Origin of the sequence: Paraburkholderia aspalathi, assembly GCF_905220735.1 — a bacterium.
GTDB classification, from domain to species: Bacteria; Pseudomonadota; Gammaproteobacteria; order Burkholderiales; family Burkholderiaceae; genus Paraburkholderia; species Paraburkholderia aspalathi.
The window spans coordinates 1,659,833-1,672,142 of record NZ_CAJNBA010000002.1 but is presented as its reverse complement, the minus strand read 5'-3'; the positions used below and the strand labels follow the sequence as shown (position 1 = coordinate 1,672,142).

Genomic DNA, 12,310 nt, shown 5'->3' with positions numbered 1-12,310 from the left:
AGAAGTGGGCCAAATTTGTGCCGAAAGCGTCGATAAGGTGCAAAACCGCACCGGGGTGGGGTTCATGACTTCCATACCCGATCTGGTGATGCACCATCTTTTGCACCTCGGACAATGACAAAAGCACCATATATGTGCGTTATGGCTTCGTATCGGTGGTCGTGATCCAAATCAGGGCACGACATTCGATTTGATTTACGTTTAATTCAAAAGTCTGACGTTTTATGCGGATTCATTGCACCCGGGTTTGTATTTGGCGGCAGAAGCCTGGTTAGTGGCGCATCCTCTTTGTCTTCCTGCGTAAACGCCGACATAATGTGCCGTCCCGCGCACGATCTGCCGGCCATCGACTTCCAATGCGCACGCATGAGACTGACCACTAAAGGCCTGTTGCTGATCGCAATTCCGGCCGTCTTCGAATTGGCGTTGCTGTCCGGCCTGGTTATGGCGCAGGCCGACGCGACGCAAGCCGAACGGTGGGCCATCCATAGCGAAGACGTGCTGCGCCAGACCACCGCGATTCTCGATCCGGTGCTGGGTGAGTCCGTGGCGCTGCGCGGCGCGGTGCTCGCCAACGACACGCACTTTACGACGCCGGTCGCCTTGTGGGTGGACGTCGACCGTCGTATCGATCAACTGGCCGAGCTGGTTGCCGACAACCCGGCGCAAGTCGAGCGCGTGGTGCAGGTGCGCCAGGCCGTGCAGGGGTATCGACAATGGTCCGACCGCGTTCAGGACATGCTGCATTCGGGGCGGCGGCGTGACCTGCTCGATCGCTTCCGCGACCTGGCCTCGGCCGACGTGCTCGATCGTTTCCGTCAACAGGTGGTGGCTTTCCAGGCCGAAGAGCGGCGCCTCGACACCTTGCGCTCGAATGCCGCCGCTGCCGCGCGTGAACGGCAACAGACGCTGGTCGTCGCGGCCGTGTTCGGCTCCTTGCTATTCGTCGCGCTGGCCGTGTGGCTGTTCACGCGCGGCGTGCGCGGCCGGCTTGCGGTGCTGTCCGATAACGCCGGGCGCCTCGCGGGCAACGAGCCGCTGGCGCCGATCAGCCCGGGGCGCGATGAAATCGCACGGCTCGATCTGACCTTGCATGAAACCAGCAGGCGCCTGCTCGAAGCCGAGCGCATCCAAGCGCGTTTCCAGTCCGATCTGGCGCGGCGCACGAGCGAACTGGCGCGCATCAACGAGACCTTGCGGCAACAGACTCAGGAAAACGAAATGTTCATCTACAGCGTGTCGCACGACCTGCGTGCGCCGCTGGTGAATCTGCAAGGCTTCTCGAAAGAACTGATTCGCGCGTGTGACGAACTGCGCGTGGTGCTGCGCCAGTCGTCGCTCGCGACAGAGTCGCGGCAGCGCATCGAACGGGTGGTGGACGAGGATATCGGCGAGGCGCTGCATTTCCTGCAGACGGCCGTGCTGCGGGCATCTCATATCATCGACGCGCTATTGCGGCTGTCGCGGGTCGGCCGTGTGGAATACCGGCAGCAAAAGGTCGAAGTGCGCGACATCGTGCCGCGCGTGGTCGATGCGATGCAGGGGTCGATCCGGGCGCGCCGGGCGAACGTTATCGTCGAGGATTTGCCGGCTGTCTGGGGCGACCCGACCGCGCTCGAACAGGTGTTCGCGAACCTGATCGGCAATGCGGTCAATTATCTGGACCCCACGCGCGAAGGCCGGGTTGAAATCGGCACGACGCCGGCGCCGCCGGGCGTGCATTCGCTACGGATTTTCTACGTGCGGGATAACGGTCTGGGTATTCCGGCGGTCGCGCTGCCGCGGCTTTTCAACGCGTTTCAGCGGCTGCACGGCAATGTGGCGGCGGGTGAGGGCATCGGCCTCGCGCTCGTGCGGCGCGTGGTGGAACGGCACGGCGGGCGCGTGTGGGCGGAGTCGAAAGAGGGCATTGGCACGACGTTTTATCTGTCGCTGCCCGAAGCCGAGGTGCGGACGGCGCAACCGGCGGTCGAAACGCAGGCCACGCAGGCAGACGGTGTTCAGGCGATTCGTGGTGTGCGCGAAGCACGCGCGGGCCTCGGCGATCGTGATGGCCAGGGCCCGCGCGGCGGTGCGCCGGCACATGCCGCCAATGCGGCATCGGGTATCAGTACGCGGTAAAGAGCCGGCGCGGCTTGAGGAGTTTGCTGCCGCGAATCGACCAGTAGCAGCCGCAAACGAGCAGGATCGCCACGCCGGTCAGCGCCTCGCGCGGCGCAGGGTGCAGGCCGGGCAGGCCGTCCAGGGCGAACAGGCCGTGCGCGACGATCAACAGCGCCGCCCAGAGCGAACACGCCGCTTGCACCAGCATGCGTGTGCCAGTCAGACGCCGCGCACGGTTTTCTCGCGACCAGTTGGCCGGTGTACGCGCGCAGAAAAAAGCAATCGCCATCAACGTCACGGCGAGCATGACGATCCAGTCAGTCAGTTCCATCGAAAGGGGCTCCAAAGTCAACCGGCGACTATAGGAAACCCTTGCGTTGCGAACTATCGGACGAGTCTCAAATGTGGGTGTGTTCTGGCGAGCGCGCAGTGCCGCGAGGGCAAGGCGCTCGCCTGAGGATCAGAGTTCGATCCGCGTGCCGAGCAGCACGAGGAACTGACGCAGCCACTCAGGGTGAGCGGGCCATGCGGGTGCGGTGACGAAATTGGCGTCGGTGATCGCCGCGTCGACCGGAATGTCGGCGTACTCGCCGCCGGCCAGTTTCACTTCGGGTGCGCAGGCCGGGTAGGCGGAAATGCGCTTGCCGCGAATCACGTCGGCGGCAGCCAGCAGTTGCGCGGCGTGGCAGATCGCGGCGATCGGCTTGCCTGCTTCGGCGAACTGCCGCACGAGTTCGATCACCTTGTGGTTGAGCCGCAGGTATTCCGGCGCGCGGCCGCCTGCAATTGCCAGCGCATCGTATTGACGCGGATCGGCGTCCTCGAACGTTGCGTTGAGCGTGAATTGGTGGCCGGGTTTTTCGGTGTAGGTCTGGTCGCCTTCGAAATCATGAATCGCGGTCTTGATCTTGTCGCCCGCTTTCTTGTTCGGGCAGACCGCGTCGACGACGTGGCCGACCGCCTGCAGTGCCTGGAACGGCACCATCGTTTCGTAATCCTCGGCGAAGTCGCCGGTCAGGAACAGAATCTTCTTTGCTGCCATCGCATGCCTCCTATTGATCAACGGAACACATCGAACGCTCAGGCAGTCTACTCCAACACGTTTGACAGAACCGCGACGAGGTGTGCAATGAAGTATTTCGAAGGGCGTGCACTATACGCTGGCGATACGGCGGCGCTGGTGCAATTGTTTCGAGCCGCAGCCGGGCAGCTTCGGGTCCGCGGGCTTCCAGGTGCTCGCCGAGGAGAGCGTGCCGCGCAACGGCGTATCATGAGCCCGTTTTCGCATGCGGAAGCCGCTCGACGCGGCTCACACTTAAATATGACTTTATCCATTCGTTCGCCGTTGTTGCGCCGCGTCGCGGTTGTCGCCCTCGTGTTCGGCGGCCTCACGGCTTGTCAGAAGAACGACGCGTCGGCACAGGTTGCCGGCAAGCTCAACGATGCGGCGCAAGCCGCCGGTCAGAAGCTCGATCAGGCGGCCAGCTACGTTGGCCAGCAGGTCGACGCGACCAAGGCCGCCGCGCAGCAGAACCTCTCATCGGCGTCCGCGCCGTCGATCACGATCGATCCGGCCTCGCTGGCGTCGAGCGCGCAAGCCAACCTGCAAGGCGCGGCCAGCGCGACCAATGCGCAACTCGGCAAGGCGGCGGCGCTAACCGGGCAGAGCCTCGAGACGGCGGGGCGCAAGCTGCAGGAATGGTCGGCGCAAAGTTCGGCGTCGGCGGCGGGCGTTTCGGCTTCTGCGTCGACATCGAGCGATTCCAGCGATGCGCAAAAGCAGATGGACAAGTGAGATCGCGGCCGGCGCATCCGGCCGCTCGTGCTCGGTCATCCGTTTGACAGCCGGATTAAATGTAATTACTATGGTTACACATTGTCGTCGCCGGGCAGGTTTGCTGTGAATACGAGTAGCCGGTTTGCATTTGCAGTGCACGTGCTCGCGCTGCTGTCGTTGCAGGAGGGCGTGCCGCTCTCGTCGGAGATGATCGCGGGAAGCGTGAATACGAATCCTGCGTTGATCCGGCGTTTGTTGAGCATGCTGGCCGATGCGGGTCTCACGACCTCGCAACTCGGCGCGGGCGGCGGCGCGCTGCTCGCCAGGGCGCCTGACGAGATCACCTTGCTGCAGGTGTATCGCGCGGTAGACGACGCGCAATTGTTCGCCATGCATCGCGAGGAGCCGAACCCGGCGTGCATGGTGGGGCGGCATATCCAGGTTGTGCTGCGCGGTATTATCGACGAAGCGCAGCAGGCCATGGAAGCGTCGCTCGGCGCACGCACGCTGGCCGATGCGACTGCCGATCTGATGCGCGCTGAACGGGCGCTTGAACGCAAACGGCGTTCGCATGGGTGATGCGGCGACGAGTGTGGTTAAGAAGGTAGCAATGAGGCGGTATCGAAGGGCGCGCGCGGTGTAGCTTGAACCTGCGCACCTGAGAACGGACGGGGGCTTACGCCCCTCTTTTTTCCACTTGATATGTAATCAACATAGTTACAGATAAGCTAATCACAGGAGCATTGAAATGAGCAAACAGTTGAAGATCGCGTTGTTCGGCGCCACCGGCACGATTGGTTCGCGGATCGCCGCGGAAGCTGCTCGTCGCGGGCATCAGGTGACGGCGCTGGCGCGCAATCCGGCACGTGTGCCGGCGGGTGTGGCGAATCTCAAAGCCGCGCAGGCCGATCTGCTCGACGCCGCGAGCGTCGGCGCCGCGGTGCGTGGCCACGACGTGGTGGCGAGCGCGTATGCGCCGCCGCATGACGATCCTGCGGCGGTGTCCAAGGCGACCCATGCGCTCGTCGAAGGCGTGCGCGCAGCGGGCTTGAAGCGCCTCGTGGTGGTGGGCGGCGCGGGTTCGCTCGAAGTGGCGCCGGGCAAGCAACTGGTCGACGCGGACGGTTTTCCGGACGCCTACAAAGCCGTCGCACTGGCCCACCGCGATGCACTCAATTACTACCGCGGCATCACCGACCTCGACTGGACGTTTTTCGCGCCGGCCGCGCTGATTGCACCGGGCGAGCGCACCGGCACGTTCCGCACGGGCGCGAACACGCTTCTGGCCGACGCCGAAGGCAATAGCCGCATTTCCGCGGAAGACTATGCGATCGCCTTTGTCGACGAATTGGAGCAGGGCCGTTTCGTCCGTCAAATCGCGACGGTGGCTTATTGAGCCTTGACGGAGGGCGGGACCACGCGCGGCTCGTGTCGCGCGTCGCCCGTTGCGTGCGCCCTGGCGGCGGTTCGAGGGGATGAAGGCAGCCCGCCGTTCCTCGAACTTGCGCAAGCGTCCTAACAATCGGTTACGCATGTTCAGGCGCTGGTAGCGCAACTGCGGCTACACTGGCGTCTCCCGTTTTCTTACGGAACGCCATGCAGTCATGCCCATTGCGGCGTGAGTCCGGGGCCGCGCCGTCTAACGGCGGGCAACCGGCGACTCGCGCCGTCTTTCATTTACCTTCCAATCATATCGGGCGCGGCATTCGCGCTCATGTCGCGGCGTGGTTCGGCGCGTGGACGGCCGCGGTCTGCCTCGTACTGACCCTCGGCATCGGATGGATGCCCGCGACGGCCCAGGCCGCCGGCGCTGCCACGCCGGTCATTCCGGCCTTGCAAAGCCTGATCAATAGCGCGACGGCAACGCCGGCGTCTGCCGCCTCGGGCGCCTCGGCTGCGGAAGCGGCTTCGGCGCCGTCGCCCGCCAGCCAGGCGGAACTGGCGCGCTCGCTCGATAGCGTGATCGCCACGCTCGACAACGACAAGCAGCGCACCGCGCTCGTCGCCCAGCTCAAAAAGCTTCGTGACGTGTCGCAAAACGTTGCGCCAGCCGCGCCCGCGTCTGCGTCGGCCCAAACGAGTGCTGGCTTGCTCGGCGCGATCGCGTCGGGCATCGCGTCGTTCGAATCCAATGTGCATCAGGGCCGCACGCCGGTGCGCTATTGGGGCGGGCGCTTCAACGCGGCCGGCAACGAGCTCTACACGATCATTTCGGGCCAGGGGCAGGAGAGCTTCGGGCGCATCATCTTCTCGATGATTGCCATGCTGGCCGGCTGGGGCGCATGCGCCGGCGCGATAATCTACGTGCAGCACCGGCTGTACCGGCGCTTCGGTATCGTCATGGGGCTCAAACCGAATCCCACCACGCGCGAACTGCTGATCTTCGCGCTGCGCCGCGTCGGCCCGTGGATCATCGCCTTTCTCGCCGCGTTGCTGTTTGTGCGCGCGATGCCCGATGCGCTCGGCCGCACGCTCGGCCTGGTGGTCGCCTATGCGATCGTTGCGGGTGCGGTGTTCTCGGCGATCTGTCTGATCATGTTTTCGCTGTTCGGCTCAGGGCATCGGCGGGTTGCGGTGCACCTGCTGATCGAACACGCGCGGCGCGTGCTGTTCGTGGTGGGCATATGCGCTGCGCTCGGCGATGCGGCGGTCAATTACGACGTCGAGCATCAGCTCGGACCGAATCTCGCCGCACTGATTTCGACGGCCGCCAACATGACGGCCGCTGTGCTTACCGGCTATTTCGCGCTGGCATTCCGCCGGCCGGTCGCGCATCTGATTCGCAACCGGCCTTACGAGCAGCGCCACGATCACCGGGCCGCGACCGACGCGTTCGACGTGCTCGCGTCGCTCTGGCACGTACCGGTGCTGGTGCTCGCCGCCGCGTCCGTAGTGGCCACGCTCGGCGGCTCGGGCTCCAGCGAAAACGTGTTGCAGATTTCGGTGGTCACCGCGCTGTTGCTGGTGTTCGCATTTTTCCTGTCAGCCATCGTGCTGCGTGTGACGCGCCCGCGAAGCCACCGTGCGCGGCGCCGCTCGCCTTATCTGTCGCGTTTGCTGCGCTTTTGCGGCACGCTGCTGACGCTGTTCATCTGGCTGTTCTTCTTCGAACTGGCGGCACGTTTATGGGGGGTGTCGCTCGCGGAAGTCGTGGAGAAAAACGTCGCGGCGCGTGGGATTGCGCACGCGGTGACCGCGATCATCGCGACGGTGTTCATTTCATGGCTGCTCTGGATTCTGGTCGACACGGCGATTACCGAGGCCCTCAATCCGGGTGGTCCGCGCAACAAGTCGCGCAATCCGAGCATGCGGGCGCGCACGATGCTGCCGCTGCTGCGCAACGTGCTGCTGGTGACGATCATGACGATTGCCGGCATCGTGACTGCGGCGAACCTGGGCATCAATGTGACGCCGCTGCTGGCCGGCGCCGGAGTGATCGGCCTCGCGATCGGCTTCGGCGCGCAGTCGCTCGTGACCGACCTGATCACGGGCCTGTTCATCATCATCGAAGATACGATTTCGGTCGGTGACTGGATCGACGTGGACGGCGGCCACGCGGGCACCGTCGAACATCTGTCGATCCGCACCGTCCGCCTGCGCGACGGGCAAGGGGCGATTCACGCCATTCCGTTCTCGCAGATCAAGATTGTCAAGAACCTGTCGCGCGATTTCGCCTATGCGGTGTTCGAAGTGCGCATGTCGTTCTCGACCGATGTCGATGAGATCACGCAGCTGATTCGCGAAGTCGGCGCCGATCTGATGGCCGACTTCCGCTACCGGCGCGAAATGCTCGGCCCGATCGAGGTGTGGGGGCTCGACCGCTTCGATCCGAACTGGATGGTCGTGAAAGGGCAGATCAAGACGCGGCCGTTGCAGCAATGGAGCGTGGCGCGCGCCTTCAATCTGCGGCTCAAACGCAAGATGGACGAAGCCGGCATCGAGATTCCGGTGCCGCAGATGCGGGTGTACACGTCATCGAAGGATAGCGAGGGACAGCCTTTGCCGGACGATGAACTGCCCGAGCTTGGCCCGCATGGCCATGGGCCGGCGCATACCGAGGCGGCGGCTGCCACGCGGACCGCGCACGCTGCGATGGCGGTGGCGCGCGACGTGTCGCACGAGCCGCGTCCGGCGCCGCCGCCGACCGGGCAGACCGCGCCGATTCCGCCGCAGATTCCGACGGCCGGAGAAGCGGGCGGTAAAAGCTGATTTGTGCTGGATGCGAGGCGAGGCTAGCGGACCTTGGCGCGGTCCGCGTCCGCTTTTCGCGCCCGCGGTTCGCGTCTTTAGGCAGGACCTACCGGTTTCAGACGAGCGCCGGTGTGTCGGCTGCGCGCACGATGTCGTTGACGTGCGTGGCGATCTGCGCGCCCGCCACACCATAGATATGCAGCGAGACGGCAGGTGCGTCGCTGCAATTGCCGAGGCGATGAATGCCGCCCCTGCCGCCGCGTACAAACGACACGGCTCCGGTATTGCGCGCCTGGGTGCGGGTGGCGCTTGCACAGTGCTGCGCGCCATTCCATTCGAAGACCGTTTCGCTCAGCCTGCCGTCGATCACGGCGTAGCCGCACCACGTGTGGTGCGCATGCACGGGGCTTGCCTGGTGCGGCTGCCACACCAGCGCGGCAATCGCATAGCGGCCGTGCGGATCGGCGGCCAGCAGATGGCGCCGGTAATTTTCAGCAGAGCCTTCACGTTGCGCCGACGTGAGCAAATCGGGATTCGCCGCGGCTTCGGCCAGCGCGATGCGCATGCTGCGCGCGAAGAAGGTCGAATCCGACGGTTCGGGAAATTTCACGCAGGCTTCGAACATGGCGTCGAGTGCGTCGCACAGGTTCGCGAGCGGCGCGGTGTGGTGCGCGCGCGAGGGCGTTTCATGCGCTCCGGCAAACTGTGCGGCATGGGTAGAGGAACGGGCGACGGGTGTTGAACGGAGGTCTTGGCTCATGATCGCGGCGCAGCGGCATGGCTGCTTATCGGCTACTTTTGGATAGACATATTTATACCGGTTTGCCCGGAGAAAGAGTTTCCATATAATTCCCCTTGCAGTCTTAAAAGTAGAATAATTTCCTATGGGGGTTTGAAGATGGGAATGGATATCATCGATCGCAAGCTGCTCGAGCTGTTGCAGGAAGACGCAACCATGCCGATCGCCGAACTGGCGCAGCGCGTGAATCTGTCGCAAACACCGTGCTGGAAGCGGCTGCAGCGCCTGAAAGAGACGGGCGTGATTCGCGCCCAGGTGGCGCTGTGCGATGCGCGCAAGTTAGGCGTGGGCACCACCGTATTCGTCGCGGTGCGCACCAACGAGCACACCGAGGCCTGGGCGCAGACCTTTACGCGCGCGGTGCGGGAGATCCCGGAGGTGGTGGAGGTGTACCGGATGAGCGGCGAAACCGACTACCTGCTGCGCGTGGTGGTGTCCGATATCGACGACTACGATCGCGTCTACAAGCAGTTGATCGCCGCCGTGCCGCTATACGACGTGAGTTCGAGTTTCGCGATGGAACAGATCAAGTATTCGACGGCGCTGCCGGTGCGGCCGGCGGCGGTGGTGGAGGGGCGCTGACTGCAAGCCGTGTGCAAGCTCAGTGGGCGTAGAATGCCGCCTTCCCAGACACTATCCGCGACTGCCTCGCGAACCGAGCCCGCCTCATGAACAAACCGCCACGCAAGAAGAACCCGACCTTTGGCATTGCTGTTTTCATCGTGGTCGCGGTACTGCTGGTGATCGCCACGCTCTTCTATAACGCCATCACGGAAAAGCGCGATTTCGATCGCCAGAACGAGCCGGCGCCGACGATTTCATCGGATGCGGCGGCTGCAGCGGCTGCGGCTACCGCAGCGAAGCCCGCAAGCGGCGCCGCACAATAAGACGACCCGAGCGTTCACTCGTCCGGCAGGCGAATGACGCTCGCGTCCTTGCGAATCTGCGCCGAGGCCGTCAGCATCTGCTTGCATTGATGGGCGAGCAATTTCATGTCATGCACGGCGTCCGCCGGGTGGTCCGGCGATTTCTCCGTCTCGACCACCATCGCATCCAACTCACGCGACAATTGTTTGATCTGCTCGGCCTGATCGGCGGGCGGGGCGCTGCCGGCTTCGGCTTCGGTCAGATTGTCGCGGACCGCGCTCAGGGCGCGTTGCAAGGGCTGCAGTGAGACGTTGTCAGCCCGCTGCGCGGAGGTGCGCAGCAACGGCGCCGCCACCGTGATCTGCGAGGCGAGCACGTGGCTGCGCACCAGCAGATCATTCAATTCCGGCACGAACTTCTGCGCGGACTTCGGTTCGAGCATCATGCGCTGGAATGCCTGACCCAGATTGGCAAACGCCACGTGGACGTTCTTGCGCGCGAGCCGGTAGCGGTAATCGCGATCGAGCGCTGTTGCAGCGGCTGCGGCGGCAGGGGATGCGCCGCCGACCGGCTTGGCGGTCGGGTTGCTGATCGTGGTGGTGCCGGCGCCGCTTGCACTGGTGGTCGCCCCCGTGCTTGCTGCACCAGCAGTTGCGCCGGCTTTGAGAGCCGCGTTGCCGCCCGCGTTCGCTCCTGCGTTGGCCACCGCGAGCGCCGGTGCGCCGAGTTCGATCGCCGGATCCGCCATCGCCGCGGCGGGCGCGAACGCACCGGCCTCTGTCACCGTAGCGACCACCGCTGCGGCCGGCTTGCCGCTCCACCACCAGCTCGCTTCCAGGTATTGCCGCGTCGCATTGATCATGTTGTTGACGAGCTTGCCCATCAACCGGTATTCCCAGTAGGGGAACAGATGGCTCGCCGCAATGGCGATCGCGCAGCCCACCACCGTATCGATTGCGCGCTCGCCGATGATGCGCATGCTGCCCGGCGCGAGCAGATGGAACATGAGCAGCACATACGAGGACGTGAACACCACGCTCGCCGTGTAATTGAACAGTAGCAGGCTGTAGCTCATCACCATCGAGGCGAACATCACCACCAGCAGGATGTGCGGCTCCTTGACGAAGATCATCAACGCGATACTCGCCGCGCAGCCGATTAGCGTACCGACTATCCGCTGCCCGTTACGCTGCTTGGTCAGCGAATAGCCTGGCTTCAGGATGATGACGGTGGTCATCACGATCCAGTATGCGTTGGTGAGCGGCAGCAGGCGGCCGAGCCAGAAACCCACGGCCACCGCGATCGTCACGCGCAGCGCATGGCGGAAGCTCGGCGAGGCCATCGTCAGATTCGAGAAGATCTGCCCGAATGGCACTCGGCGGCTCGAGACGAAGCGGGAGAGCGCCTTGTCGAGCCGCAGTTCGGTCTCGGTCGCGCTTGGATCGCTCGACAGGCTTTGGTGCATCCTGTCGATCAGGCGCGTGGCGCTCCAGATGCGCCGGAAGGTGGACGAGACCGCTGAATAAGCCTCAGGGTTTTTGGCAGCCAGGTCCTGCTTGCGCATGAGTTCGATCTCGAACTCGATGGCGCGCAATTCGGCCTTTACATTGATGCGCGTACGCGCCGGCTGGTTTTGCAGCACCGCAAGTCCGATTTCTTCGAGATCGGCCGCGGATTTGCGAATCAGATCGCGGTAGAACACCAGCAGGTCAGAGCCGCCAAACGTGGTTCGCACCAGCGAGTAGTCCACGTGCGTGCCGACAAACAGCTCGTGCAGATCGACGGTATTGATGAACAGATTGAACAGCATGGCCCGGCGCGGTTCGAGCCGGCCGGCTTTCAGCTTGGGCAGATTGCGCAGCACGATATCGCGTGCGGCGTCCTGACGTTCGACGGCGGTAATCTGCTTGTCGACCAGATTGCGATAGCACTCGTCGAGATCGTTATTGAGATCGTAGAAGGCGGCGCGCGCGAGCAGATAGTCCGCGCACGCGAACACGCTTTCGGCAAGCGCCTGCTGTTCGATGCGGTGCATCATCCAGCGGCTCACGAAGGTCGACCAGTACGTGTACCAGAGACCGCCCACCAGAATCCACGACGCATTGACGAGCGCCTGCATGGGCGTGAAATGCTCTTCCAGCGTCATGATCATCATGAACAGCGTGGCGAAGCTGATCTGCGGCCAGCGGTTGCCATACACGACGATCAAGGAGAGCACGAACGTGAGCGGCACGACTGTGCACCACAGGGCCACGGGGTTGACCGTGGCGATGCCGGTGGCGAGCGCGGACAGGAAGCCGATCACCGTGCACGCCAGCATCTCGTTGTGCTTGTACTTGAGCGGGCCCGGCATATCGACCACACAGGCGCCGAGTGCGCCGGTCGCGATCGTGAAGCCGAGTTCGCGGTCGTGAAATACGATCAAACACAATATGGCCGGTAATGACACGCCGACTGCGATGCGCAGGCCGCCATAGAAGTACTGGCTGTAGAGGAATTTTTTTATTTCAACCGAATAGCGCATCGACTGCCTGGATTCCATTCACTGAGAAAACGCGGTTGAACAGGCCGAC

At 63.8% G+C, this 12,310-nt stretch carries 11 protein-coding genes; 7 read left to right on the top strand and 4 right to left on the bottom strand.

What is annotated here, in order from left to right; translation table 11 throughout:
• Positions 1–366 precede the first annotated feature (366 nt).
• Positions 367–2,121: a sensor histidine kinase gene (locus KHO30_RS18220; RefSeq protein ID WP_093632752.1), complete on the top strand. Its 1,755-nt coding sequence runs from the start codon at positions 367–369 to the stop codon at positions 2,119–2,121.
• Here KHO30_RS18220 and KHO30_RS18215 read toward each other — a convergent pair.
• Together KHO30_RS18215 and KHO30_RS18210 are read right to left on the bottom strand one after the other, a co-directional pair.
• Positions 2,108–2,434 (bottom strand): hypothetical protein, encoded by a 327-nt coding sequence (locus tag KHO30_RS18215; protein WP_054034668.1) that lies wholly within the window; start codon positions 2,432–2,434, stop codon positions 2,108–2,110. The two genes, KHO30_RS18220 and KHO30_RS18215, sit on opposite strands and share 14 nt — an antisense overlap.
• 129 nt (positions 2,435–2,563) lie before the next feature.
• A complete protein-coding gene (locus KHO30_RS18210) occupies positions 2,564–3,145 on the bottom strand; it encodes a DJ-1/PfpI family protein (protein WP_054034667.1) in 582 nt (193 codons plus the stop codon).
• Positions 3,146–3,424: 279 nt separating this feature from the next.
• Between KHO30_RS18210 and KHO30_RS18205 the strand changes: the two genes are divergently transcribed.
• From KHO30_RS18205 to KHO30_RS18190, 4 genes are all read left to right on the top strand, one after another.
• Complete coding sequence (locus KHO30_RS18205; RefSeq protein ID WP_167378273.1) at positions 3,425–3,898, top strand: BCAL1086 family glycoprotein; 474 nt, start codon at positions 3,425–3,427, stop codon at positions 3,896–3,898.
• Between the two features lie 105 nt (positions 3,899–4,003).
• Positions 4,004–4,459 (top strand): Rrf2 family transcriptional regulator, encoded by a 456-nt coding sequence (locus KHO30_RS18200; protein ID WP_175053410.1) that lies wholly within the window; start codon positions 4,004–4,006, stop codon positions 4,457–4,459.
• Positions 4,460–4,628: 169 nt separating this feature from the next.
• Positions 4,629–5,276: an NAD(P)-dependent oxidoreductase gene (locus tag KHO30_RS18195; protein WP_211701736.1), complete on the top strand. Its 648-nt coding sequence runs from the start codon at positions 4,629–4,631 to the stop codon at positions 5,274–5,276.
• 200 nt (positions 5,277–5,476) lie between these two features.
• The gene (locus KHO30_RS18190; protein WP_211701735.1) at positions 5,477–8,089 is read left to right on the top strand and encodes a mechanosensitive ion channel family protein; all 2,613 of its coding nucleotides are present in this window, start codon (positions 5,477–5,479) and stop codon (positions 8,087–8,089) included.
• Between the two features lie 97 nt (positions 8,090–8,186).
• Here KHO30_RS18190 and KHO30_RS18185 read toward each other — a convergent pair whose 3' ends face one another.
• Positions 8,187–8,696 (bottom strand): cysteine dioxygenase family protein, encoded by a 510-nt coding sequence (locus KHO30_RS18185; RefSeq protein ID WP_234487808.1) that lies wholly within the window; start codon positions 8,694–8,696, stop codon positions 8,187–8,189.
• A 273-nt stretch (positions 8,697–8,969) separates the two neighbouring features.
• Between KHO30_RS18185 and KHO30_RS18180 the strand changes: the two genes are divergently transcribed.
• On the top strand, positions 8,970–9,452 hold the full coding sequence (locus KHO30_RS18180; protein ID WP_093632431.1) for an Lrp/AsnC family transcriptional regulator: 483 nt from the start codon (positions 8,970–8,972) through the stop codon (positions 9,450–9,452).
• 86 nt (positions 9,453–9,538) lie between these two features.
• Positions 9,539–9,757 carry a hypothetical protein gene (locus KHO30_RS18175; RefSeq protein WP_093632432.1) on the top strand — a complete coding sequence of 73 codons (219 nt, stop codon included), beginning with the start codon at positions 9,539–9,541 and terminating at the stop codon, positions 9,755–9,757.
• A 14-nt stretch (positions 9,758–9,771) separates the two neighbouring features.
• Here the strand turns inward: KHO30_RS18175 and KHO30_RS18170 are convergent, their stop codons facing one another.
• Positions 9,772–12,261 (bottom strand): FUSC family protein, encoded by a 2,490-nt coding sequence (locus KHO30_RS18170; protein ID WP_211701858.1) that lies wholly within the window; start codon positions 12,259–12,261, stop codon positions 9,772–9,774.
• Between the last annotated feature and the right edge of the window lie 49 nt (positions 12,262–12,310).